We start from the raw sequence: 25,004 nt of genomic DNA, 5'->3' as shown, positions 1-25,004 counted from the left end.
AGTCCTGGCGGATACCCCCCACCTAGCCTCCCCCTGATAGGGGGAGGGACAGATCGAGTACTTGGCGCAATGTTGCCACAACCGCCGCGCGGTCCCTCCCCCTTCAGGGGGAGGCTAGGTGGGGGTACTCTTCCCTACCTTTCGTCCGCTTTAACCTCCCGCTAACCCCTTGCGAACGCTCCATTAACTCTAGCGCGCTATAACCGTCACGTTAGTCCTTTGTTAGGGTTAAGTGTATGTTGCGTACCGCGCGTTCGGCCCCGTTGGCCGCTGCGGAGGAGCCTGTTCGGCTCCCCATCGATACCATCCTTGTGGGCGATTGCATCGACCACATGAATGCCCTGCCGGCCGGCTCGGTTGACCTCATTTTTGCGGACCCACCGTATAACCTGCAGCTCGATCAGGGCCTTACCCGCCCCGACCAGAGCAAGGTTGATGCGGTCGATGACGACTGGGACAAGTTCGACAGCTTTGCTCATTACGACGCGTTCACCCGCGCCTGGCTCGCTGCGGCGCGGCGCCTGCTCAAGCCCGATGGGGCTCTCTGGGTCATCGGCAGCTACCACAATATTTTCCGCGTCGGCACGGCGCTCCAGGATCTCGATTTCTGGATGCTCAACGATGTGATCTGGCGCAAAGCCAATCCGATGCCGAATTTCCGCGGCACCCGCTTCACCAATGCGCATGAAACGCTGATCTGGGCCGCCCGCAGCCAGAAGAGCCGCGTCACCTTCAACTATGAAGCCATGAAGCTGGCCAATGACGACACGCAGATGCGCAGCGACTGGCTGTTCCCCATCTGCACCGGCGCCGAGCGCCTCAAGGACGATGCCGACGACAAGGTGCATCCGACCCAGAAGCCGGAAGCCCTGCTTTTCCGCATCCTCAATGCCACGACCAAGCCGGGCGATGTGGTGCTCGATCCGTTCTTCGGCACCGGCACGACGGGCGCCGTCGCGCGCAAGCTGGGCCGGCACTTCATTGGTATCGAGCGCGAGCAGAGCTACATCAACGCGGCGCTGAAGCGCATCGCGGCCATCCGTCCGGGCGTATTCGAGGCGCTGCAATCGGTGACGCCCAAGCGCAAGGAAGCCCGCATTCCCTTCGGCTCGCTGATCGAGCAGGGATTAATCGAACCTGGCACGCAACTCTTCGACTTAACGAAACGTTACTTCGCCATGGTTCGTGCAGACGGCTCGCTCGTCTCCGGTTCCCACCAGGGCTCCATCCACAAGGTTGGCGCGTTGGTTCAAGGGGCCGAAGCATGCAACGGGTGGACCTTCTGGCACCACGAACAGAGCGGGCGCGTCAGCCCGATCGACGAACTTCGCACGGGCATCCGTGCAAAACTTGATTTGCTTTCTGCCTGATCCTGACCTCCAATCACTCAGGCTCTTGAACTGGCCACCGGTTTGCCCCGGTGGCCTTTTTGTTTGTGCGATTGTCTAAACCGCCTCGAATTGTGCGTCCTCAGACTGGAGGTACTGCCCGAATTTTGGACTTCCCTTTGCGGCAACCAACTCTGGAATCGTGTTTGCGGTGCCACCCAGAAGCATCATTACCTCTCGGAGGTCTTCTGATGCTTCAAGAAACCGCCATCCCTGTCGGTCAAAGTACCAATAGCCTCGTCCTACAACGCAAATTACTTGCACAGCAGGATCCTCGTTGGCCTTCTCGTCATAGGTTCGATAGCGCTCTATTTCAGACTGTCCGTTTGGCGCTAAGTCGGATCCAAAGGCGAACATTGCCGATACGGGCCACGGAGTATTAGTCATAAGCGGCACTAGTCGACCGTTCTGAACGTCGGTGGTCCAATGGAAGCTTGGCAGAGGCTGCAAAGCCCTCACGGAGCGCGCGCTGGCTATCGCCTCTTTGACACCTCTTGCGGTGAGAATCGACTTCACCTCAATATTGTAAAGCGCAGCTTCGACTGGAAAGAGGCCCTGCTCACTGTAGAAGTAAGCGGGTAGAATCCCTGGCGCGTACAACACGACATCGATCTGTGACGACATCTCACCTGTTGCGCTGACAAGCTTGCCCGTACCCACCGTGACGCCGGGTGGAAGAACCGGCCTGTACATGTCAGTCATCACGATCTCTCGGATTCGTCCTTTCATGCCTTGATGGTCGAGGCCGTCAATGTTTTGGGAGGAGTGAACTGCCTTGCGCACCTCGCCGAGGAATGCACTTTTGAAGATGTTGGTTGAAGTCACGGTCATCTCGGAATTTGGCACACGAGTTTCGTAAATATCAATCTCAGTAGTAGCGTTGGTAGGCAAGTCGACCTAAAAATCCACCCGCCGCGGCCGATAGGCCGCTTCCAGCTCCGCCACGTCCTCCGCCGTCAGCTTCACCTCAAGCGCGGCCACCGCGTCGGTCAGATGCCCCGGCTTTGACGCGCCGATGATCGGTGCCGTCACCACCGGGTTCTGCAGCACCCAGGCCAGGGCGACCTGCGCCATGCCGACGCCGTGACGACCGGCAACAGCCTGGACCGCATCGACGATGGCCCGGTCCTGGTCGACCGTGTCGTGGTAGATGCGCTTGATGACGAGGTCGGTGCCGAGCCGTTCAGTCTGGCCGCCCCAGGGACGGGTGAGGAGGCCGCGCGCCTGCGGGCTCCAGGGGATGACGCCGACGCCCATATCGGCGCAGAGCGGCAGCATTTCGCGCTCTTCTTCGCGATAGAGCAGGTTGAGCTGGTTCTGCATCGAGATGAAGGGCGTCCAGCCATTGGCCTTGGCGACATATTGCGCCTTGGAGAACTGCCAGGCATGCATCGAGGAGGCGCCGATATGGGTGACCTTGCCTGATTTCACCACATCGTGAAGCACCTCCATGGTCTCCTCGATGGGCGTGTCATTGTCCCAGCGATGGATCTGGTAGAGGTCGACATAGTCGGTCTGCAGCCGCTGCAGCGAGGCATCGATCTCGCGCAGGATGGCGCGACGGGACAGGCCCGTGGCATTGGCATCGGTGCGGCGGGTCGCGCCATTGACCTTGGTGGCCAGGACGATGTCCTCGCGCCGCACGAAATCCTTGAAGGCGCGACCGATAATCTCTTCGGAGCTGCCATCGGAATAGACATTGGCTGTGTCGAAGAAGGTGATGCCCAGGTCGAGTGCCTGGCGGATGAAGGGCCGGCTTTCGTCTTCCCGCAGGGACCAGGGGTGGGTGCCCTGGTCGGGCGCGCCATAGGTCATGCAGCCCAGGCACAAGCGCGAGACCTTGAGGCCGCTATTGCCAAGTCGTTTGTGGTCCATGGTTTTCTCCCATCGCGTCGCTGTGCACACGTCATGTCATGCATAGCGCCTCAAGCGCCCCAGCACAGCTGAAATCCGGCCGGCACCCCGCCGATGGCATTTCTTTACGATGCTGCAGGTCTGTCGTTGTTTGGCGCCTGCCCACACACGGTGTTAACCCGCATTCGACCAACATGGCCTCGTTCGTGCAAGGAACCACTGCCATGACGTCCATGGTCGGGCTCAACATCGTTATCGCTGCCGCGCTTGGCGTGCTGGCTCTGGTTTGCGCCATTGCGAGCCTCAGCCTACGCCGGAACGTGCCGCTTGCCTGGCTAGCCGGCGGCCTGACGGTCGGCACGGTGCAGACCCTCATTCTGACCTTTGCCGCAGGCAGTCCGCTGGAATATTTCTCGGCCATGGCTTTGGCGCCGTTGGGCTTCCTGTTCGCCAACAACGCCATTCATGCGCTGATGCCGCAATCGGGCGGACGCCGGCACTTCCTGGCCGCCTTTGCGGGGTTGTCTGCCGTGGCGACAGCCCTGTTCGTGCTCGGCGCGCCGTTCTTCTATCAGGCCCTGTTTGTTCAAGCCGCCTGCACCTTGGCCATGATCGATGCGGCACTGCGCATCGCCAGAACCATGAAATGGCGGCTGCTGGACACGACGCTGTTGGCATCGGTCGGCATCCTGGCCCTGCTCAGGGTCGCCCGCATTCCGCTGCTGATCTGGTATTTCGGACCCGAAGCCGCGTTCTCCGATTTCAACGGCTCATCGGTCGAATTGACGCTGCTAGCCGTTGAAAGCCTGCTCACCCTGGCGATCATCACCCTGGTCATCGCCGCGATCATCGGGGAAACCATCGCGACGTTCCGCCATCAGTCCGAGCGGGATGGGCTGACCGGCCTGCTCAATCGCCGGGCGCTTGACGCGCTGGCCAACATCCCGGCGCGCAAGGCGGGCACCGTCATCCTTTGCGATATCGACCACTTCAAGCTGGTCAACGACCGCTTCGGCCATCAGGCTGGCGACGACGTGATCTGTACCCTCGCCAATATTCTCAACCGTACCGGCTATCCTGCCGTGCGGATCGGCGGCGAAGAATTCGCGCTGCTGCTACCCGAGCGCTCCATGCAGGACGCGCTGGACCTGGCCGAGATGGTCCGCGCCCGTCTCCAGGCCAGCAGCCATCCCGGATTGCCGGTGGACGAGCGCATCACTGCCAGTTTCGGCGTGGCCGAATACGCAGTCGGCGCTACCCCGGCATCGAGTTTTTCCAATGCCGACGCAGCGCTCTATCTGGCCAAGAATGCCGGGCGCAATAGGGTGATGCGGGCAGGCGAGTCCGAAAAGCCCCTGCCCTCGCGCCACGCTGCCTAATCGAGGCCTGCCGCAGCCAGCACTTCTCGGAACAGGGTCGGCCGCCTAATCCTCGTTGGCTACATTAGTGTCGGCTATCGCTGACGTAGCGTCCGTCGTGCTGCTAGCGCCAGCCGTCAGAACTCATTCCAATCATCTGCCTTGATGGCGGCATTGCCGCTGCTGAGATAGCTCTGGGCTGCGGACTTGACCCGCGATTGTAGTGCCTTGATGTCATCGTGGTTCGGACTGGGCTGCTGCACTGGCTGGCTTCGCGTCAAATTAGGCGCTCTACCGTCTATCACGAAGACCTCGACCATTTTGTCCAGTTCCCTGGCCTGGCTCTCGGACAGTTCGATGATGGCGTTGGTTTTTTCCACCATCGCCGCACCCCGCTGAATCATTTCATCCATCTGTCGGATGGCCGAGGTGACTTCCGAGATCGCACACGACTGTTCCTGGGTTGCCTTTGCGATGCCGTCAACCAAGGAAGCACCTTCCCGGACACCCTCCAGCATCGCCACAAGTTTGCTGGTCGCTTCGGCCACCAGACGGCTGCCGCTGGTTACCTCAGTCGCCGATTGCTCGATCAGCACCTTTACGTCAGAAGACGCGCTGGCCGCTGACTGAGCCAGGCGCCGAACTTCCACGGCAACGACGGCAAAACCCTTGCCAGCATCACCGGCCCGTGCGGCCTCGACCGAAGCGTTGAGCGCCAACAGATTGGTCTGGAAGGCAATGTCATCGATCATGCCGATGATGTTGGAAATCCTGTTCGACGAGCTGGAGATGCGTTCCATTGCATCATTGGACTTCTTCATCACCTCGCCGGTCTCTTCGGCGGTATGCGACACCTGCCGGGCCTTGGAATTGGCCTGTTCTGCGCGTTTGGCGTTGTCGGCTACCGTCGAGGCCAGTTGCTCCATCGCAGCAGAGGCTTCCTCAATGGCTGCAGCCTGCTTGGTGCTCCCCTCGCCAACATCGTTGGCACCGGCCAAAATTTGGCCAGTTACAGCCTTGTGGGCACTCGAGGTGCCGCGCAATGGACCGACGATCTGGGAGAACTTGGCAATAGTTTCGTTGAACGCAGTGCGAACTTCTTCGAGTTCACCCACGAATTTGGTGTCGATCGTTGATGTCAGATCACCGGTCGCGAGCTTGGCGAGCCCCACGCCGAGCATGTTCACGGCGGCCTTGCGACCAGTAATATCGGTCGCGTATTTGACGACCTTGAAGGGCTTTCCGTTCAGATCGAAAATCGGATTGTACGATGCCTGGATCCAGACTTCCTTGCCACTCTTGCCACGCCGCAGGTACTCGGCAGCCTGATGCTCGCCGCGCCCCAGGCGCTCCCAGAAGTCGCGATACTCGCTGCTGCTGGCATAGGCCTGCTCAACGAACATGCGGTGGTGCCGACCCTTGATTTCGTCGAGGCTGTATCCCAGCACTTGGCAGAACTTTGGGTTGGCGGCCAAAACCTCGCCGGCCATATTGAACTCGATGACGGCCTGAGACCTCGAAATGGCAGCGAGTTGACCCTGTGCGTCAGCTGCGGCGCGCTTTTGGCTGGTCACATCCAAGGCAAGCTTGACGACTTTGAAAGGTTTGCCTTTGGCGTCAAATACTGGGTTGTAGGACGCTTGGATCCAGACGTCCTTACCGCCCTTACCGATACGCTTGTATTCGGCGGTCTCAAACTCGCCCTGCCGGCGCCGATCCCAAAAGCTGCGGTATTCCGCGCTGTTGCCATAGGCCGCATCCACAAAAATCCGGTGGTGCTGCCCGACCACTTCTGTCAGCTCGTATCCCAATACGGACAGGAAATTGGGGTTTGCGGTCAAGATAGTGCCTTCGAGGTTAAACTCGATGATGGCCTGCGATCTTGAGATCGCGTCCAGCGTTGCGTGATCCGACTGGCTTGCAGCCAATTTGGCACCGTTGAACAAACCAAACGCCACCTTTGATACTCCTGCTGGTCATTGCTATGGTTAACCACGGATATCTTCTGCATGTGAATTTATCGTTGACGGAAACCGCATGATCGGGATTTCCCGGCAAAGGTTCTGCAGACCGGACATGCGTTCTTCAATGCCTCCCCCCTTCACAAAGCGCGCTCTTCCTGAGGACGCGCCAAGGCGGGCAGCCGCGCTTCTCATTGCAGCCCTGCGACCGCCAGCACCTTGCGAAACAGCGTCGGCAGCGCCTCACCCTTGAGTGCTGATGGTTCGGCCCACCAGCCGACGTCCAGTCCATCGGCGGCGACCTCGGCCGACCAGACTTCCAGCTCCAACCGGAAATGGGTGAATATGTGGACGACCTGTCCGCGATGCTTCCAGCTGCCTTTGGCCGGGTATTGGGCCTCAGGCAGGTCGCCGCCCCAAGCCGAGCCCGGCACTTCCGTCATGCCGCCAAGCAGTCCCTTGGAAGGCCGCGACTGGAGATAGACATCGCCGGTCGCGTCTACCATCACGTAGGCATGGCCCTTGCGCACAGGTCGGTCGGCCTTGGCGGCTTTGACCGGATAGATCGTCGGATCGCCCGACCTGGTCGCAGTGCAACCGGGCTGGATCGGGCAGAGCATGCAGACGGCAGTACGTGGTGCACAGATGGTGGCGCCGAGGTCCATCATCGCCTGGGCGAAGTCGCCGGCCCGCGCCGGCACTGAAGCTTGCAGCGCGGCACGCAACTCGTCCTTGGCATCGCGTACCGGCACGGGCAGCGCATAATAGCGCGCCAGCACGCGGTCCAGATTGCCATCGAGTACCGCGATGCGCTCGTCAAAGCAGATCGCCGATATGGCGGCGCTGGTATAGGCACCGACGCCGGGCAGGGTTTGCAGAGCTTCGGATGTTTGGGGAAACACCCCGCCGTGTTCGTTCACCACCGCCTGGGCGCAGCCATGAAGATTGCGGGCGCGGGCATAGTAGCCCAGGCCGGCCCATTCCTTGAGCACGCTGTCGAGCGGGGCTGCCGCGAGGTCGAAGACGGAGGGCCAAAGGCTGGTGAAGCGCAGGAAATAGGCCTTCACTGCGGCTACGGTGGTTTGCTGCAGCATCACCTCGCTCAGCCAGACCTTGTAGGGGTCGGGGCGGATACCTCTAGCCAGGTCGGCGGGTGAAACTCGCCAGGGCAGATCACGAGCATGCCGGTCGTACCAGGCGAGCACGGCTGGGGCGTCGATGGGGGTGGTGTCGGATAGGAGCATGCGAAGGAGATAGCGTCGCCTGGGCGTGGGGAGCAAGTTCTTGTGCTCGCCTTGCAATCAACAAACGCGTCGTGGCTTTCAAGAGCGCGTGCCGGAGGGAGGGCTTGCTTGCGCCGACGCTCGGCGCTACGCCAATCCCATGTCCAAGGATGAAGCACCGGAACCAAAACGCCGCAATCGGACGATGAATATCGCCGATGTGCTTAGTGGCGCGCTCGATCCGGTGCTGAAGAAACGCGGCTTTGCAAGCCGGGACATCATCACCCATTGGCACGTGATGGCGCCCAAGCCTTATGACGCGGTCGCCGTGCCCGACAAGCTGACCTGGCCGCGCGGCGAGCGCAGTGCCGAGGGGGCGACGCTGGTTTTGCGTTGCGTGCCGGGCCATGCGCTGGCCATCCAGCATGAGGGCGAAAAGATCGCGGCAGCCATCAACCGCTATTTCGGTTTCGTGCTGGTGGGGGCTGTCAGATTGTCGGCAGAGCCATTCACACCGGGTTCAGGGCAAAAGGTGGAAAACAACATCCAACCGAACCAGAGCGTGATCGCAAAGGTCGGGGCCCAGGTGGCCGATGTTGCAGATGACGATCTGAGGGAGGCGTTGCGGACACTTGGTCACGCGCTATCCAGCAGGTCCCGGGGGAACGGACCCAGTTAGGTCAGGCCGAGTCGAAAAGGCCGATCTTAGAGAACCGGAGCGGAGCGTACATTTTGTACGTGAGCACCGGAAGCGCAGGAGATTGGGCTTTGCAGGCCGGCATCACCTAACTGACAATGCAACCACACTGTTCACGCCGGGTTGATGAATGTGCCCACTTGCCCACACATTTGCCCCGTGTAGTGTCGCGCACATCAAAACAGGAGCGTTAGCCGTGAAATTCAACCGCCGTGACACCCTCATTCTGGCCGCTGCCGCATCGGCTTTGAGCCTCTGCGGGGTCGCCACCGCCAACGCTGCCGAAGGCGACATGATTGACGTCGCCAAGCTGATGGCGCCTGCAGGCGGCATGGTCGACCACGTGCAGGGCAGCGACACCGCGCCGGTCACCGTGATCGAATATGCCTCGCCGACCTGCCCGCATTGTGCAGCCTTCTCCAATGACGTGCTGCCTGGCTTCATCGAGGCCTATGTCAACACCGGCAAGGTCAAGCTGATCACCCGCCCCTTCGTGCGCAACGTGCTCGATGCTGCGGTGTTCATGCTGGCTGAGGCCGCCGGCCCGACCAACTATCACAATGTAATCTCGACCTACTTCAAGACCCAGACCACCTGGGCCGCATCGCAGACGCCGCGCGACGCCATCCTCGAAATCGCCAAGCAGCTTGGCTTTACCCAGGAAACTTTCGACGCAGCATTGACGAATCAGGCCCTGTTCACCGCGATGGAAGCTGTGCGCGAACAGGCGCTCAATGAATTCGGACTCGCAGGTACGCCGACATTCTATGTCAATGGCAAGACGCTCAGCGGTGACAAGACACTCGAACAGCTCGCCGCTGAAATCGATCCGCTGGTGCCTGCCGATTTCGTCGCGACCACGCCGGCCGCTCCCGCGACCGATGCGATGGCTCCCGCCGCCCCTGCTGCTGACGCCACCACGCCAGCTGCTCCAGCCGCAGACGCAATGGCTCCGGCCGAACCAACGGCCACGCCGGTCGCTCCTGCGCAGTAATTTCGCCTTCGGCAGCGCTGCTCCGGTAGCGCTGCCATGAAATTCTCCCGCCTCAAGCTGCACGGCTTCAAGTCCTTCTCGGACGAAACCACGCTCGTGATGGAGCCGGGACTGACTGGCATTGTCGGGCCCAATGGTTGTGGCAAATCCAATCTCGTCGAGGCCATGCGCTGGGTCATGGGCGAGAGCTCGTACAAGGCCATGCGCGCCTCGGGCATGGACGACGTGATCTTCTCGGGTTCCGGCAACCGCCCGGCCCGCAATTCCGCCGAAGTCACCCTCGTCCTCGACAATTCCGATCGCACTGCTCCGGCAGCGCTCAACAATGCCGACATCCTGGAAGTCACCCGCCGCATCGAGCGTGAGGCGGGGTCGGTCTATCGCGTCAATGGCAAGGAAGTGCGCGCGCGCGACGTGCAACTGCTGTTCGCCGATGCCTCCACCGGCGCCCATTCGCCGGCCATGGTGCGGCAAGGGCAGATCGGCGAGCTGATCGCCGCCAAGCCGACCGCCCGCCGCGCCCTTCTCGAAGAAGCCGCCGGCATTTCGGGGCTGCACTCGCGCCGTCACGAAGCCGAGCTGCGCCTGCGCGCCGCCGAGGCCAATCTCGAACGCGTCGATGACATCATCGCCCAGGTCGAGACCCAGCTCGAAACCCTCAAGCGCCAGGCGCGGCTGGCCACCCGCTATCGCTCGCTCAGCGGCGATATCAGACGCGCCGAGGCGACGCTCTATCATATCCGCTGGGTCGCAGCCCGCTATGCCGAGAAGGAAACCGAGGCGCAGCAGGCGGTCCTGATCCGCGAACTCGCCGATGCCACCCATCTCGAGCTGCAGGCGCAGAAGAAGCTCGAAGCCGCCGATGCCGCTCTGCAGCCCCTGCGCGACCGCGAGGCCGTGACCGGCGCCGTCCTGCAGCGCTACACGATCCTCTCCGAGCAGCTCGCCGAAGAATCGCGCCGTGCCAGCCAGCGGCGTGCGGAGCTCGAAGATCGCATCAAGCAGTTGGCCGCCGACGGTGTGCGCGAACGCGAGCTGGTCGCCGAAAGCGACACCACGCTGGCGCTCTATGCCGAGGAACTGGCCAAGCTCCAGACCGAAGGCGAAGCTGCGCAGGGTGACTTCGACACCGCTCGACGCGAGGCCGATACAGCCCGGGCAGCCGTAGCCGGCGCCGAAGCCGAAGCCCGTGCCGCCGCCGATGCCTTGGCGCAGGTGCGGGCTCGCCGCGCGCAGGCGATCCGCAGTGCTGGCGACGCCGCCGCCCGCATCCAGCGCCTGACCCAGCAGGTTGCCGAAGTCGAACACGAGTCGCGCACCGTTTCGGCGAGCCTCGACGCCGACGAAACCCTGACCATCAAGCGCGCCGCCCTCGCCGCCGCGCAGACCCGCACTGCCGAGGCGGAAGCCGCAGCCACGCTGGCCGAAGAGACGACATCCGCCGCCCAAGCCAAACTCGACGCCGCCCGTCCACGCCTTGCCGAGATCGAGGCGGCGCTCAATCGCCTAGAAGCCGAGGCCGCGACCCTCGGCAAGATGCTCAATGTCGGCGCCAGCCTCTGGCCCGCCATTGTCGACCAGCTCAAGGTGACACCAGGCTACGAAACGGCGCTTGGCGCTGCCCTTGGCGACGACCTTGAGGCCAGCTCGGATGCCGGCGCGCCGATGCATTGGTCGGTCCCTGTCGACCATACCGATGATGCCGCCCTGCCCCAGGCCGCCGAACCACTCAGTCGCTATGTCACCGGCTCGCCGCTGCTCAAGCGCCGGCTCGACCAGATCGGCCTCATCGATGCCGCCGACGGCCCCAGCCTGATGCATGCGCTCAAGCCGGGCCAGCGGCTGGTTACGCTCGATGGTGCGCTGTGGCGCTGGGACGGCTTCGTTTCCGCTGCCGACGCGCCAAGCGCCGCCGCGCAGCGCCTCGCCCAGCGCAATCGCCTCGCCGAGCTCGATGAAGAGATCGCCCGTGCCAAGGGCGAGCGCAATGGCTGGAAGCGCGACGTCGAGGCCCTGTCGGCCACGCTCGACGCCGTCAGGCAGGACGAACGCGCCAAGCGCGAAGCCTGGCGCGCCGCACAGCATGCCATCGGCGCCGCCCAGTCCGAAGTCGACAAGGCGCAGCGCGCCATTGGCGACCTCACGACCCGGCAGTCGGCTCTGGAGGAAGCGCGCATCCGCCTGGCCTCGAGCTTGAGCGAAGCCGAAGCCGTCCGCGCCGATGCGGAAAAGGCCATGCTGGAAGCTGGCACCGAAGACGATGCCGCTCGTATCGCCGAGGCAAAACAGTCGGTGCTGACCGCCGCCCGTGATCGCGCCGACCAGGCCCGACTCAAGCTCGGCAGCTTCGAGACGGCGGCGCGCATGCGCGAAAGCCGCATCGACCAGCTGGAGCGTGACAGCCTGAGCTGGAACCGCCGCCGCGATGGTGCGCTGGCTCAACTGTCGACGCTCGACCAGCGCAGCATGGAAGTTTCGGCGCAACTGACCAGCGTGAACGAGGCCCCCGATGGTTTCGCAACCAAACGGGCCCAGCTCGACGAGCAGATCGAACGCGCCAAGGTAGAGCATCAGGCCTCCGGCGATGCACTCAACCTCGCGCAGGCCGGCTATCGCGAGGCTGACAAGGCGCTCAAGACTGCCAGCGACTTGCTGGCCAATGCCCGTATCGAGCTGACCCGCATCGAAGAGCGCGTGCACGGCTTCATCGCCCAGCGCCAGCAGATCGAGCGGCAGATCGAGGAGGTGCTGGATATTCCAGCGTCGAAGACGCTCGAAGCTTCGGGTATCCGCCCGTCGGACCCGCTGCCATCGGAAGCGGCGACCGAGCAGAAGGTTGACCGGCTCAAGGCCGAGCGCGAACGGCTGGGCGGGGTCAACCTGTCGGCCGAAAAGGAAGCTGTCGAGGTCCAGGAGAAGCTCGACACAATGGTCGCCGACAAGAACGACCTGATCGAGGCCATCGCCAAGCTGCGCCACGGCATCCAGTCGCTCAACCGCGAGGGCCGCGCCCGGCTCAACGAGGCCTTCGGCAAGGTCAATGCGCATTTCCAGGAACTGTTCACCACGCTCTTCGGCGGCGGCACGGCTGAACTGAGCTTCGTCGAAAGCGACGATCCGCTCGAAGCCGGCCTCGAAATCATCGCCCGCCCGCCTGGGAAGAAGCCGCAGACCATGACGCTGCTGTCGGGCGGCGAGCAGGCACTGACCGCCATGAGCCTGATCTTTGCCGTGTTCCTGACCAATCCGGCGCCGATCTGCGTGCTCGACGAAGTCGATGCCCCGCTCGACGACGCCAATGTCGAGCGCTTCTGCAACCTGCTCGATTCCATGCGCCAGCGTACCAATACGCGCTTCATGGTCATCACCCATAATCCCATCACCATGAGCCGGGTGGACCGGCTGTTTGGGGTGACCATGGCGGAGCGTGGGGTTAGTCAGCTGGTTTCGGTCGATTTGACTACCGCCGAGAGCTTCCGCGAAGCCAGCTAAACTCTTGAATACTGGACAGCGCGCCATCATTTGATGTATAGATTGTACGTCATTTGAAGGATAAATTCCATGCAAGCCTTGATTGCCGGCGTTGCCGAACCGATCGAGCGGCAGAATTTCGCCCAGGAGACGGACCGTGCGCGCCTGTCGAAAGTTGCGCTCAAGGCGTTTCGTCGGCTGGTCGAGCAATGGGGTCTGACCGGACAGCAGGCGGCAGCACTGCTCGATGTATCGACCAGCACCTGGGAGCGGCTCAAGCAGGATGGCAAGGACAAGGCTTTGAGCCAGGACCAGATGACGCGCATCTCCGCGATGGTCGGCATCTACAAGGGCTTGCACTTGCTGTTTGTCGATGACATGGCCGATCGCTGGCCAGGCCTTACCAACAAAGCTCCGCTATTCGCCCGCATGAGCCCGATCGAGTCGATGATCAATGGCGGTATTCCGCAGATGCTCGATGTCCGCCGCTATGTGGACGCCGTGCGCGGGGGCCTCTGATTGGAGGTCGATGGCGTCCCGGTCGTTACGGCAGCCTTTTCCAAAACCATTCGGCTGGTGACGACGGCGCGCCTTCGAGCGGCAGTGCTGAAGCCACTTGTCGACAGTGACGAAGAACTGGCGCTGCTTGCTGAAATCGAGGGCGCAACGAGTGCCCGGCAGATGGCGCAGGAGCGGGGCATCACTGGGCTCGCCGCGAATGAGTTGGTCTATGACGTGCCCCATGCCAGCTTCATCAATGCGTCCTTCGCCTATGCCAAGCCTCTGCAACCGAACCGCTTCAATGGTGGCAACCGGGGCGCCTGGTATGCCGCGCTATCGGTCGAAACCTGCCTCCGCGAAGTGGGCTTCCACCTCACGAATGCCCTTGCGGACGCGGGCAACTTTCATGCCGTGGTCGAGTATGCGGAAATGTTCTGCAGCCTAGCCGGCGATTTCCTCGACCTGCGACAGCGGGCGGACCATCCCGCGCTCGACCCCGACCGGGGTCGCGCCTATCCGATCGGCAACACCATGGCCGAACGGGCACGGGCAGAGGGGCTCAATGGCATCATCTATCCATCGGTCCGTCACCGGGGCGGTATATGCCTGGTGGCCCTGCGCCCCGCGGCAGTCCAGTCCGTGCGCCAAGGGGCGGTCTTCCGCATGACCTGGGCTGGCCAACCCGAACCCCATGTCGAGGGACCGCTTTAAGACCGCTTATCCATCTTATCCCCGTCCTTATATCCCGTGCGACACTGCCCCCTATCACTCCCGCACTACTGCGCGGTCGCGACGAACGGTCGGCGGGGGGAGATCGGCGGATGGAGGTCGCTCCAGCCTGCGGCACAACGCCAGAGCAAAGCCCTGGGCAGGAGCCGCACCCGATGCGATGGCGAGACTTCGGTTTCACTAAAATCGCGGACTACGCGCATACGAGACGGAGGTCTCGCCATCGCCGCAGCTTTCCACTGCCGGACAGACCCGCGCAGCGCACTGTCACGCCCAGAATCCCCGCCTCCCCGCCCCGACTTCGCCATCATCTTCTGTGGACAGCATGCCGCACCCCTGCGACAAGCTGTTTTCACCATCAAAAACAACAGGTTAGAGCCGGTAAGGTTATCTTGACACTCTCAGACCCCACAACTATGTTGCGCGCGACTAATAAGGCGCCCCGGAAACTTTCGGGAAAGGGCCGGCCAGGGGGAACGAGCGGATGGTAAAACCGCAAGATACCGAAGGTCAGCCTGATAGTGCCAGAGGGGTGACGGGCGATCTTGCATCGCGCATCGCCTCGGCCAAGCGGGACCGCGCGATCGAGGACAACAGAGCCTCGGCAGGTGCATCCCCGGAGATGAGCGGTATGGCGCGCGGCATGCGCATCGGTACCGAATTCATCGCCGCGATCCTGGTGGGTGCCGGTTTCGGCTACCTCATCGATCTGGGCCTGGGGACCAGCCCCTGGGGCTTGCTCATCATGCTGTTGGTGGGCTTCGCCGCTGGAATACTCAATGTCACCCGTGTGGTGGCGCAAATGAATGCCGCTTCGCCTCCCCCGCCACCGGGATCCGATATGGGTCCGGACGTGGAAGACGAAGAAGACAAATGATGACGCTTAGAGGGTTCCATCTTGGCCGGTACTGATCCGATCCACCAATTCGTCATCCAGGACATCTTCAAGCTGTTCACCATTGGCGGTGACGGCACCGAAGGGTCCGGCACCACCTTCGCCTTTACCAATTCGTCGCTGTTCATGGTCGCCACCGTCGCGATCATCTCGCTCTATCTGATCCTGTCGACCGGTTCGAAGAGCGTTGTCCCGGGCCGCGCCCAGCTCCTGAGCGAGCTGATGTATGAATTCGTGGCCAATATGGTCAGAAGTGCCGCCGGCACGGCGGGCATGAAGTTTTTCCCGCTGGTGTTCTGCCTCTTCACCTTCATCTTCACGGCAAACATGCTTGGCATGGTGCCCTACTTCTTCACCGTCACCAGCCACATCATCGTCACCTTCGCGCTGTCGATGCTGGTGTTCCTGACCGTGGTGATCTACGGCTTCATGAAGAACGGCCCCAAATTCCTCAAGCTGTTCGTGCCGTCGGGCGTGCCCGGCTACATCCTTCCCATCGTGGCGCCGATCGAGTTCATCTCGTTCATGAGCCGCCCGATTTCGCTCTCTGTGCGTCTGTTCGGCAATATCCTGGCCGGCCACATCACGCTCAAAGTCTTCACCGGTTTCATCGTCACCATGAGCAGCCTGGGTTTCCTCGGCATTCTTGGTTCGGCGCTGCCGCTGATCATGGCCATCGCTCTGACTGGCCTCGAATTTCTCGTCGGTGCCGTTCAGGCCTACGTCTTCGCCGTCCTGACCTGCATGTATCTCAACGACGCGATCCACCCGTCTCACTAATCTACCAGTCACGGCGGGCTGTTCCGCCACAACCCGCCTAAGTCGCTTGAAAGGACTAAAAAATGGAAGCTGAAGCCGCAAAGTACATCGGTGCCGGTATTGCTTGTTTCGGTATGGCCGGTGCCGCCATTGGCGTGGCCAACATCTTCGGTAACTTCCTGTCGGGCGCCCTGCGCAACCCGTCGGCTGCTCCGAGCCAGTTCTCGAACCTGATCTTCGGCTTCGCCGTGACCGAAGCTCTGGGCATCTTCTCGTTCCTGGTTGCCCTGATCCTGCTGTTCGTCGCCTAAGTCAGGCGTCGATCACTGATATCCGCAGCCGGGCTTGTCTCGGCTGCGTGCATTCTCCGGCTCACGCCGGCTGACCGGATTTAACGGGACCTCACCTGATGGTAACGCAAGCCTACGCCCAAGAAGCGGCTGCACCGGCCGAAGAGCACGTCGAGGCGCCTGCCACCGACGCGACCCACGCCGATCCGACCGCTGATACCCATGCCACCACCGAAGCACATGGTGGCGGGCATGATTCAGGCGTGTTCCCGCCCTTCGATCCGGCAACATTCCCATCGCAGCTGCTATGGCTCGCCATCACGTTCGGCGCGCTCTACCTGCTGATGAGCAAGATCGCCCTGCCCCGCATCGGCGGCATCCTCGAAAACCGCAAGAGCATCATCGACGCTGACCTTGCGGCAGCCGATGCCTCCCGCCAGAAGACCGACGCAGCCATCGCCGCTTATGAAGCTGCGCTTGCTGCTGCCAAGGCCAAGGCCCAAGGCATTGCCAATGAAAGCCGCGAGGCCATCACGGCCGACCTGGCTGCCAAGCGCAGCGCCGTCGAGGCCGACCTCACCGCCAAGGTGACCGCTGCCGAGGCCCGCATCTCGGCGACCAAGACCGAAGCGCTCACCCATGTCGACGAGATCGCCACCGAAACGGCGCAGACCGTCGTGACCCAGTTGGTGGGCGACGTCTCGGCTGACAGCGTCCGCGCTGCGGTCGCCAAGGCCAAGGAGTAAGTGACGATGGAATGGATGGATAACAGCTTCTACGCCTTCGTCGCGCTGGTCATCTTCATCGCGATCGCGCTCTATTTCGGCATCCCCGCCATTATCGGCAAGATGCTCGACAAGCAGATCGCCAAGATCGCCGACGACCTGGCCGAAGCCAAAAAGCTGCGCGAGGAAGCCGCTGCTCTGCTCGTCGAATACGAGCAGAAGCGCGTCGCTGCCGAAGCTGAAGCCGAAGGCATCATCGCCGCCGCCAAGGAAGAGGCCACCCGCCTCACCGCCGAGGCGCAGGTGTCGCTGGCCGACCTGGTCACGCGCCGCACCAAGGCTGTGGAAGACAAGATCGCGCAGGCTGAAGCCGCCGCCGTCGCCGAAGTCCGCGCCCGCTCGGCCGACGTTGCGATCGAGGCTGCGCGCCTAGTGCTGACCGACGAAATGGCCAAGAAGGGCGGCGACGTCGTCAACAAGGCCATCGCAGATGTGGGCAATCGCCTGAACTGAGGTTCGGTGCATTGATTTCGAGGGCGGGCACTGAGTGCCCGCCCTTTTTCTTTGCAGCGTGGCGTTCCAGACCTACCGCCAGATCGTCGCATAATTCCTGTACGCGCTCATTTCTCGCGATTGACGCCTCGATAAATCTCCACCATGGTGCCCTCGACTGCGGGAGAGACTGGTTCCCTCCAGCGCCGAAGGAGCAACCGCCCCGGAAACTCTCAGGCAAAAGGACCGCGTGTCAGCCGACAACTCTGGAAAGCAGGCGCTAACGCCTCACCGAAGGAGCAACCGATCCATAGGCGATCGGGAATCTCTCAGGTTCGCGGGACAGAGGGGGCATGGACGGCGTCCGTCATTGGGCGCTTATCGTGCCCTATTGTCGGAGAATCTGCGTGTCAGAGCCTGAAACACAACTCAAGACTGTACCGCTCGATGCGGGTCATGTCGCGCTCGGCGGCCGTATGGTGCCGTTCGGCGGCTATTCGCTGCCGGTGCAATATCCCAGCGGTATCATGGCCGAGCACAAATGGACCCGCGAGCATGCGGGGCTGTTCGATGTCTCGCATATGGGCCCGAGCTTCCTTACCCTGACCAATCCGACCGGCGATGCAGAAGCCGGTCACGCCGCCGTCGCCGAACTGGTCGAACCGCTGGTCTGCGGCGACATCAAGGGGCTCAAGCCCGGCCAGGTGCGCTATACGCTGATGCTGAACGAAAGCGGCGGCGCTATCGACGACCTGATGATCGGCCGCTCGCCACTGTTTCCCGGTTCGCTCTACATCGTGGTCAATGCCGGCACCAAGGACAATGACTTTGCGCTCATCGCCAAGGCAGCCGGCGACAAGGCCAAGCTGACCCGCGCCGATGACGGTGCGCTGCTGGCTCTGCAGGGCCCCGAGGCGGTGGCGGTGCTCGACACCATCGTGCCCGGCGTCGCCGATCTCAGCTTCATGACCTATGCGCCCTTCGACTGGAACGGCAGCAAGTTGATCATTGCCCGCTCCGGCTATACCGGCGAAGACGGCTGCGAAATCCTGTGCTCGGTGGAAAAGGCCGTGCAGCTGTGGGATGCGCTGCTGGCCGACGAACGTGTCAAGCCGATCGGCCTCGGTGCCCGTGACTCGCTCCGCCTCGAGGCCGGGCTTCCGCTCTATGGGCACGATCTCGACGAGACCGTGTCACCAACGGAGGCGGGCCTCAACTTCGCCGTGTCGAAGCGTCGTCGTGAGGCGGCCGACTTCCCCGGCGCGGCACGCATCATCAAGGAATTTGCCGGTGACCTGGCCCGCATTCGGGTCGGTCTGTTCGTCGAGGGCGCTCCGGCCCGCGAAGGTGCCGACATTCTTGATGAGAGCGGCGCCGTTGTCGGCCGCGTCACCAGCGGCGGCTTCGCGCCGAGCCTGGCCCGTGCCATCGCCTTGGGCTTCGTGCCGCCTGCCTATGCCGCCCCCGGCACCAAACTGCAGGTCTCGGTGCGCGGCCGCCTGCAGCCGGCAGAAGTCACCGCCACCCCATTCGTGCCGCATCGCTACCACCGCAAGCCCAAAGCCTGATCTCGTTGAGGACCCAATCATGACCACCAAATTCAGCCCAGACCACGAATACATCCGCGTCGAGGGTTCGACCGGCATTGTCGGCATCACCAACTATGCCCAGGAAGCGCTCGGCGACATCGTCTTCGTCGAACTGCCCGCCGTCGGCAAAGTGCTGCGCAAGGGCGACGAAGCGGCCGTCGTCGAATCCGTCAAGGCGGCATCGGAAATCTATGCCCCGGTGGCCGGCACCGTGACCGAGGTCAACGAGGAGCTCTCGGGCAACCCGGGTCTCATCAACACCGACCCTACCGCCACCGGCTGGATCTACAAGATCGCCATCAACAATCCGTCCGAGCTCGATGACCTGCTCGACGATGCGGCCTATGCCGACTTGACCAAGTAACGGACAGACATGCGCTACCTCCCCCACTCCCAAGCCGAACGCGCCGAAATGCTGGGCGTCATCGGCGCGGCCAATATCGATGCGCTGTTCAGCGCGGTGCCTGCCAAGGCACTGAAGAACTTCGATCTCGGCCTGCCCGCTCATAGCCCTGAATTCCTGGTCGAAGCCCATATGCGGGCCCTGGCCGGCAAGAACCGTGCGGGCGCCGATGGCCCGTTCTTCGTCGGCGCCGGCGCCTATCGCCACCACGTGCCTGCCAGTGTCGATCACCTGATCCAGCGCTCGGAATGGCTGACGGCCTATACGCCCTACCAGCCGGAAATCTCGCAGGGTACCCTGCAGATGTTGTTCGAGTTCCAGACCCAGGTGGCCAAGCTCACCGGCATGGATGTGGCCAATGCGTCGCTCTATGACGGTTCGACTGGCACGGCAGAAGCGGTGCTGATGGCGCGACGCCTGACCCGTCGCAACAAGATCGTCTTGTCGGGTGGTCTGCACCCGCATTATCGCGACGTCGTTCGCGCCTATCTCAAGGACGATGCCGATCTCGAATGCCTCTCGGCTTCGCCGGAAGGCCAGGGCGACATTCTCGATCATATCGATGAAACAACCGCCGCCATCGTGGTGCAGACGCCGGACTTCTATGGCCACCTGCGCAACATCAAGACGGCAGCCGACGCCGCCCATGCCAAGGGCGCCCTGCTGATCGTTGTCATCACCGAAGTGGTGTCGCTGGGCCTGCTCGAAGCGCCCGGCGCGCTGGGCGCTGATATTGTCGTCGCCGAGGGTCAGTCGATCGGCAATGCGCTGAACTTTGGCGGGCCGTATCTCGGCCTGATGGCAACCCGCAAGGAATTCATCCGGCAGATGCCGGGTCGCCTCTGCGGCGAAACCGTCGATGCCGAGGGCCAGCGCGGCTTCGTTTTGACCCTGTCGACCCGCGAGCAGCATATCCGCCGCGAGAAGGCGACGTCCAATATCTGCACGAACTCGGGGCTCTGCGCCCTGGCCTTCTCCATCCACATGGCTCTGCTGGGTGAAGCCGGGTTCACCCGGCTGGCCCGCCTGAATCACGCCAATGCCTGCAAGCTGGCAGACGCGCTGGAGGCTGTGGCCGGTGTCACGGTGCTGAACAAGACGTTCTTCAACGAGATGACCATTCGCACATCGCAGCCGGCGGCAAGCCTGGTCGAGCGATTGGCCAAGCGTGGCATCCTGGCTGGGGTACCGGTTAGCCGACTGGAGCCCACCGATCCATCGGTTGCGAACCTGATCGTCCTTGCGGCGACCGAACTCACCACCGATGCCGATATCGCAGCGCTCTGCGCCGCCCTTGCGGAGGAACTCGCATGAGCATGAACAATCAGGGCCGCCCCACCGGCACGGGCACTTCGGGCTTCGCCTCCACCTCCGGCTCGGCACTGCTGCCAAACGAACCACTGCTGTTCGAGACCGGCGATACCGAGCATTCGGGTGTCGACCTGCCGGACGTCACCATCTCGTCCGGCCGCCTCGGCGGCTTCGAGCGCAAGATGCCGCTCGATCTGGCTGGGCTCACCGAACCCGAGGCCATGCGCCACTATGTGCGCCTCAGCCGGCTCAACCACTCGATCGACTCGGGCATGTATCCGTTGGGGTCGTGCACGATGAAGCACAATCCGCGCCTCAACGAGAAAATGGCCCGCCTGCCGGGCTTCTCCGACATCCACCCGCTGCAGCCGGTGTCGACCGTGCAGGGGGCGCTGGAGCTCATGAACGAGCTTAGCCACTGGCTGATGACGCTGACCAATACCGCAGCCGTGGCGCTCACGCCCAAGGCCGGTGCGCATGGCGAATTGCTCGGCATGATGGCCATCAAGGCAGCGCAAGCTGCTGCCGGGCAGGACCATCGCAAGATCGTGCTGGTCCCAGAAAGCGCCCATGGCACCAATCCGGCGACGGCTGCTTTCCTCGGCTACTCGGTCAGGCCGATCCCGGCGCGTGCCGACGGCACCGTGGATGTGCAGGCGGTCAAAGACGCGCTGTCGCCTGATGTGGCGGCGATCATGCTGACCAATCCCAACACCTGCGGCCTCTTCGAGCCGCAGGTGATTGAAATCGCTGAGGCCGTGCATGCGGCGGGGGCGTTCTTCTACTGTGATGGCGCCAATTTCAACGCCATCATGGGGGTGGTCCGTCCGGGCGACTTGGGCATCGACGCCATGCATATCAACCTGCACAAGACCTTCTCAACGCCGCATGGCGGCGGTGGTCCGGGTGCGGGTCCGGTGGTGCTGTCGGCAGCCCTGGCGCCGTTCGCGCCGGTACCCTTCGTGCGCAAGCATGCTGGAGGTCTTGAACTGGTTGAGCATGCCGAGGGCGAAGTCCTCGGTCGCATCACGGCGTTTCAGGGCCAGATGGGCATGTATGTCCGTGCGCTGACCTATATGCTCAGCCATGGCGGCGACGGTCTGGCTCAAGCGGCGCAGGATGCGGTGCTCAACGCCAACTACATCAAGGCACGACTCGCCCACGCCTTCTCGGTGCCCTTCGGCGACTATCCGACCATGCATGAGGCCCTGTTCGATGACAGCTTCCTGGCCGGTACAGGCGTCACCACGCTCGATTTCGCCAAGGCGCTGATCGACGAGGGCTTCCACCCGATGACCATGTACTTCCCGCTGGTGGTGCATGGGGCGATGCTGATCGAGCCGACCGAGAGCGAGAGCAAGCAGACGCTCGACCGGTTCTGCGAGGTGATGGAAGAACTGGCGGCCGATGCCAAGGCCGGAAACAGCGAACGCTTCACCTCGGCCCCGCTGAAGGCGCCGAGGCGCCGTCTCGACGAAACGCGGGCGGCGCGTTCGCCGATCCTCAAGTGGGAACGGCCGCAAGAGCTGCCGCAGGCGGCGGAGTAAACAAAATGGCCCGCGGAGCGATCCGCGGGCCATTGAATTTCAGAGGTGACGATCAGCCCCTGGTGTCGAAGCCGACCCAGATGGTGATGGTCTCGCCGCCCAGATAGGGGATAGCGACGTTTTCGATGACCTTGACGAACTCGGCGGAGCGAGCCGGCGCAGTGATGGCCACGGGGATGGTGTATTTTTCCGAGAAGATGGCCTGGCCATCGCGCTCGACGGCGAAACGGATCGGGGCGTTGACTGACGTCTGGTTGCCCTTGGGTCCCAGAAGCACGCGGCCGACGACGCCCATGTTGACAGTGATCAGGCCGTTGGACACCACGCAATTGCGCGAACTCTCGTCGATGACGCCCTGATACTGCAGGGAGCGCGCATCGCCCACCTGACCGCCGCCATAATAGAACATGGCCTCGCTGCCGGGCCGCACGCGGATCGGCGGACACTGGGTGGCGATGGCGGGTAGTGCATTGGTCTGGGCCTGGGCGACTGCGGCGGGCGTCGCGGTGGCGTTCTGCAAATTCTGGTTCTGGGCGGTGGTGGCACCGCCGCCAAACATGCTGCCCATCGAGCAGCCGGCGAGCAGGATCGCGGCAGCGCAGGCGGCGGACAGGCGCAGGGCCAGGGGCGTGAACGTGGTCATCGGCAGGTCTCCTGACGCAATACTAGCTAGCGGCGACTTCGAGCGCCATGAGGATAGCGGGGGCGCCACTGGCATTGACCCCTGGGCCATCCTCGATGAAGACGGCATCGACGATGCCATCGCGGATCAGCATGGCGGCGCGGGCAAACCGCTTGCCCATGCCCGAACCGGAAAAATCCCTGGCAAGCCCGAGGGCTTCAGCCAGCTCGGCATTGCCGTCGGCCATGAAATCGATCTTGCCCAAGGCACCCGAGCCCTCGGCCCAAGCCTTCATCACGTGATGATCGTTGACCGACGCGCAGACGATGCGATCGACGCCCTTGGCGCGCAGCTTGCTCTCGTTGGCGATAAATCCAGGCAGGTGATTGACGTGGCAAGTGGGGGTGAACGCGCCGGGGACCGCGAAGAGAACCACAAGGCCGGTGCCGAGTGCAGCGTCGCTGGTAGTATCGGTGGCGCCTTCGGCGTTGACGAGTTTGGTCCGCACGGACGGTATCGGACTGCCGCGTTCGATCATATTTCGATTAGCCCCATGACTTGGTCGCCGGATGGCGCCCCCCTCGGTCATTCTTACGTTCGGGATATGCGGCTTTGCCCCCGCAGACAAGACCTTACGGCCCCTTCCCCAACGCGCTTCTAGTCCGGCCGCAGCACCTTGACGGGCCGCGAGACTTCGAATGCTCCCATGCCAGTCATGAATGTCAGCTGAACATCCCGGCCTTCCAGGTCGATTTCGTCGCCCTGAGCCAAGATTGGAATGAGAACTAGGTTGGGTTCCGGGCTTTTTTGCGGCGTGCCGAACAGCGGCTCGCCGCTATCAGTGCTGGCAATGAGCGAGGCCGGATCGAGATCGGGATCGCCGACATGGACCAATAGCTGGCCTGCGGCGGCATCATACTCAACATTGCCGAGGGGTTGCGGATCGCCCTCCCAGGGCATGGGCCAGGTGGCCAGGGCCTGCCGAATGCGCAGCCCGTTGGGGCGGTCTGGGACAGCATCGCCTTTCGGCAGCGAGAACTTTGCCTGGGCCGGCACGCAGATATCGGAGCAGACGCCAAGCACCGCGGTCAACGCGATCTCGGTAGCGTCCGGCGCCACAGTCACCTCGATCGGCAGCACGGTCGGGCCAAAATAGGCGTAGTCGAGATAGTCGGCGCCTTCGTGCCTGACAGGATAGGGCCAGAGGATCTGGTGCGCCAGCACGCCCGTCGAAGCGGAGAAATCGAGTTCGGTCGGCAGGCCCGTGTCGCCGGGGACGCGCCAATAGGTCTTGGTGGTCTCGGGCATGTCGATCTCGAGCCCGAGCAGCGTCGTGCCGTTAGCCTTGACCTGGCCGGTGCTGATCAGGCGCAGCTTCACGCCGGGCGCAACTTCCTGCCACGCGGTCTCGCCCGCCGTGACGGGTGAGGCAAGCAGGACGGCGAGGAGGCAGAGGGGACTAACGCGGCGCATGGAATGGCATTAGCGCAGGACGAGGTGAAGAAACAGCTGACGGCGCATCATGCCTTCGTGATGAGCGCATCGCTGCCCCGCCCGGATCGTAACTTGGCATCAACGACACCCGTGCCTACAATTGGGACATGAACTCGCTCGAAGGCCAGATGCTCGTTGCCATGCCCGACATGGCGGACGAGCGCTTCGTGGAAAGCGTCATCCTGCTCGTCGGCCATGGCAGCGAGGGGGCCATGGGGCTCGTGGTCAATCACGAGTTGGCCAATCTGCGTTTTGCCGACATTCTCGACGAGCTTGACCTTGGCGACCCGGATGCGGTGATCCGCCTGCCCGACACGATCCGCCAGCGTGCGGTGATGCGTGGCGGCCCGGTCGAACGGGGACGCGGCTTCGTGCTGCATTCGGCCGACTACAAGAGCGGCAACACCTATCCCGTGACATCAGGCATCAGCCTGACCGCGACGCTCGATATCCTGCGCGTCATGGCCTTCGGCCCGGCGCCAAAAGCCTCGCTGTTCGTGCTGGGCTGCTGCGCCTGGAGCCCCGGCCAGCTCGAAGGCGAGATCGCCGACAATGGCTGGCTGACGGTGCCGGTCTCGGGGGACATCGTGTTCCGGACCCCGGTAGAAGAGCGGTACGAGGCGGCGCTGGCGAGTTTGCATATTACAAGGGCGACGCTGAGCCCGGATGCGGGGCATGCTTAGGGCTTCGCCCCTCTGGGA

At 62.9% G+C, this 25,004-nt stretch carries 24 protein-coding genes and 1 riboswitch; of the genes, 17 read left to right on the top strand and 7 right to left on the bottom strand.

Translation table 11 applies throughout. The annotated features are described in order from the left end of the window. Positions 1 to 236 precede the first annotated feature (236 nt). The gene (locus tag IM737_RS18060) at positions 237 to 1,370 is read left to right on the top strand and encodes a site-specific DNA-methyltransferase (RefSeq protein ID WP_236896401.1); all 1,134 of its coding nucleotides are present in this window, start codon (positions 237 to 239) and stop codon (positions 1,368 to 1,370) included. Positions 1,371 to 1,445: 75 nt separating this feature from the next. Here the strand turns inward: IM737_RS18060 and IM737_RS18055 are convergent, their stop codons facing one another. Both IM737_RS18055 and IM737_RS18050 read right to left on the bottom strand, forming a co-directional pair. Then, entirely contained in the window at positions 1,446 to 2,279 is an 834-nt protein-coding gene (locus IM737_RS18055) for a DUF6602 domain-containing protein (RefSeq protein WP_236896399.1), read from the bottom strand. A gap of 6 nt (positions 2,280 to 2,285) precedes the next feature. Next, positions 2,286 to 3,263, bottom strand: coding sequence for an aldo/keto reductase (locus IM737_RS18050; RefSeq protein WP_236896397.1), 978 nt, complete (start codon positions 3,261 to 3,263; stop codon positions 2,286 to 2,288). Positions 3,264 to 3,466: 203 nt separating this feature from the next. On the opposite strand from IM737_RS18050, the gene IM737_RS18045 reads away from it, so the two are divergent. Continuing rightward, entirely contained in the window at positions 3,467 to 4,621 is a 1,155-nt protein-coding gene (locus IM737_RS18045; RefSeq protein ID WP_236896395.1) for a GGDEF domain-containing protein, read from the top strand. Positions 4,622 to 4,737: 116 nt separating this feature from the next. Here the strand turns inward: IM737_RS18045 and IM737_RS18040 are convergent, their stop codons facing one another. Together IM737_RS18040 and IM737_RS18035 are read right to left on the bottom strand one after the other, a co-directional pair. Continuing rightward, entirely contained in the window at positions 4,738 to 6,558 is a 1,821-nt protein-coding gene (locus IM737_RS18040) for a methyl-accepting chemotaxis protein (protein WP_236896393.1), read from the bottom strand. A gap of 194 nt (positions 6,559 to 6,752) precedes the next feature. Next, positions 6,753 to 7,805 (bottom strand): A/G-specific adenine glycosylase, encoded by a 1,053-nt coding sequence (locus IM737_RS18035; protein WP_236896391.1) that lies wholly within the window; start codon positions 7,803 to 7,805, stop codon positions 6,753 to 6,755. A 40-nt stretch (positions 7,806 to 7,845) separates the two neighbouring features. On the opposite strand from IM737_RS18035, the gene IM737_RS18030 reads away from it, so the two are divergent. The 14 genes from IM737_RS18030 (at position 7,846) to gcvPB (ending at position 22,187) form a co-directional block, all read left to right on the top strand. Further along, positions 7,846 to 8,463, top strand: a complete 618-nt coding sequence (locus IM737_RS18030) for a DUF721 domain-containing protein (protein WP_236896389.1) — start codon at positions 7,846 to 7,848, stop codon at positions 8,461 to 8,463. Positions 8,464 to 8,677: 214 nt separating this feature from the next. Continuing rightward, positions 8,678 to 9,475 (top strand): thioredoxin domain-containing protein, encoded by a 798-nt coding sequence (locus tag IM737_RS18025; RefSeq protein WP_236896387.1) that lies wholly within the window; start codon positions 8,678 to 8,680, stop codon positions 9,473 to 9,475. A gap of 36 nt (positions 9,476 to 9,511) precedes the next feature. After that, the gene (gene smc / locus IM737_RS18020; RefSeq protein WP_236896385.1) at positions 9,512 to 12,967 is read left to right on the top strand and encodes a chromosome segregation protein SMC; all 3,456 of its coding nucleotides are present in this window, start codon (positions 9,512 to 9,514) and stop codon (positions 12,965 to 12,967) included. A gap of 69 nt (positions 12,968 to 13,036) precedes the next feature. Continuing rightward, positions 13,037 to 13,465, top strand: coding sequence for an antitoxin Xre-like helix-turn-helix domain-containing protein (locus tag IM737_RS18015; protein WP_236896383.1), 429 nt, complete (start codon positions 13,037 to 13,039; stop codon positions 13,463 to 13,465). Continuing rightward, complete coding sequence (locus tag IM737_RS18010; protein WP_236896382.1) at positions 13,466 to 14,158, top strand: RES family NAD+ phosphorylase; 693 nt, start codon at positions 13,466 to 13,468, stop codon at positions 14,156 to 14,158. It begins immediately after the preceding gene. A 502-nt stretch (positions 14,159 to 14,660) separates the two neighbouring features. Further along, on the top strand, positions 14,661 to 15,053 hold the full coding sequence (locus IM737_RS18005) for an AtpZ/AtpI family protein (RefSeq protein ID WP_236896380.1): 393 nt from the start codon (positions 14,661 to 14,663) through the stop codon (positions 15,051 to 15,053). Between the two features lie 21 nt (positions 15,054 to 15,074). Continuing rightward, entirely contained in the window at positions 15,075 to 15,851 is a 777-nt protein-coding gene (locus IM737_RS18000; protein WP_442874147.1) for a F0F1 ATP synthase subunit A, read from the top strand. Positions 15,852 to 15,913: 62 nt separating this feature from the next. Beyond that, positions 15,914 to 16,141 carry a F0F1 ATP synthase subunit C gene (locus tag IM737_RS17995; protein ID WP_236896378.1) on the top strand — a complete coding sequence of 76 codons (228 nt, stop codon included), beginning with the start codon at positions 15,914 to 15,916 and terminating at the stop codon, positions 16,139 to 16,141. A gap of 95 nt (positions 16,142 to 16,236) precedes the next feature. Continuing rightward, positions 16,237 to 16,866: a F0F1 ATP synthase subunit B gene (locus IM737_RS17990; protein WP_442874216.1), complete on the top strand. Its 630-nt coding sequence runs from the start codon at positions 16,237 to 16,239 to the stop codon at positions 16,864 to 16,866. Positions 16,867 to 16,872: 6 nt separating this feature from the next. Further along, a complete protein-coding gene (locus IM737_RS17985; protein ID WP_236896374.1) occupies positions 16,873 to 17,358 on the top strand; it encodes a F0F1 ATP synthase subunit B family protein in 486 nt (161 codons plus the stop codon). A 150-nt stretch (positions 17,359 to 17,508) separates the two neighbouring features. Further along, a riboswitch (glycine riboswitch) is annotated at positions 17,509 to 17,596 on the top strand. Between the two features lie 148 nt (positions 17,597 to 17,744). Continuing rightward, a complete protein-coding gene (gene gcvT, locus IM737_RS17980; RefSeq protein ID WP_236896372.1) occupies positions 17,745 to 18,905 on the top strand; it encodes a glycine cleavage system aminomethyltransferase GcvT in 1,161 nt (386 codons plus the stop codon). 19 nt (positions 18,906 to 18,924) lie between these two features. After that, positions 18,925 to 19,290, top strand: coding sequence for a glycine cleavage system protein GcvH (gene gcvH / locus IM737_RS17975; protein WP_236896370.1), 366 nt, complete (start codon positions 18,925 to 18,927; stop codon positions 19,288 to 19,290). Positions 19,291 to 19,299: 9 nt separating this feature from the next. After that, positions 19,300 to 20,643, top strand: a complete 1,344-nt coding sequence (gene gcvPA / locus IM737_RS17970) for an aminomethyl-transferring glycine dehydrogenase subunit GcvPA (RefSeq protein ID WP_236896369.1) — start codon at positions 19,300 to 19,302, stop codon at positions 20,641 to 20,643. Further along, positions 20,640 to 22,187: an aminomethyl-transferring glycine dehydrogenase subunit GcvPB gene (gene gcvPB / locus IM737_RS17965; RefSeq protein ID WP_236896367.1), complete on the top strand. Its 1,548-nt coding sequence runs from the start codon at positions 20,640 to 20,642 to the stop codon at positions 22,185 to 22,187. Before gcvPA ends, gcvPB begins: the two co-directional genes overlap by 4 nt. Before the next feature lie 52 nt (positions 22,188 to 22,239). Here gcvPB and IM737_RS17960 read toward each other — a convergent pair whose 3' ends face one another. The 3 genes from IM737_RS17960 to IM737_RS17950 all read right to left on the bottom strand — a co-directional run bounded on the left by IM737_RS17960 (position 22,240) and on the right by IM737_RS17950 (position 24,282). After that, complete coding sequence (locus IM737_RS17960; RefSeq protein ID WP_236896365.1) at positions 22,240 to 22,830, bottom strand: hypothetical protein; 591 nt, start codon at positions 22,828 to 22,830, stop codon at positions 22,240 to 22,242. 22 nt (positions 22,831 to 22,852) lie between these two features. Beyond that, positions 22,853 to 23,317: a peroxiredoxin family protein gene (locus IM737_RS17955; protein WP_236896363.1), complete on the bottom strand. Its 465-nt coding sequence runs from the start codon at positions 23,315 to 23,317 to the stop codon at positions 22,853 to 22,855. A gap of 149 nt (positions 23,318 to 23,466) precedes the next feature. Next, positions 23,467 to 24,282, bottom strand: a complete 816-nt coding sequence (locus IM737_RS17950) for a protein-disulfide reductase DsbD domain-containing protein (protein WP_236896361.1) — start codon at positions 24,280 to 24,282, stop codon at positions 23,467 to 23,469. 128 nt (positions 24,283 to 24,410) lie between these two features. Between IM737_RS17950 and IM737_RS17945 the strand changes: the two genes are divergently transcribed. After that, positions 24,411 to 24,986: a YqgE/AlgH family protein gene (locus tag IM737_RS17945; protein WP_236896359.1), complete on the top strand. Its 576-nt coding sequence runs from the start codon at positions 24,411 to 24,413 to the stop codon at positions 24,984 to 24,986. Positions 24,987 to 25,004: the final 18 nt, after the last annotated feature.

It is taken from the genome of Devosia sp. SL43 (genome assembly GCF_021729885.1).
GTDB lineage: Bacteria > Pseudomonadota > Alphaproteobacteria > Rhizobiales > Devosiaceae > Devosia.
This window is presented reverse-complemented; position numbering and strand designations above follow the sequence as displayed.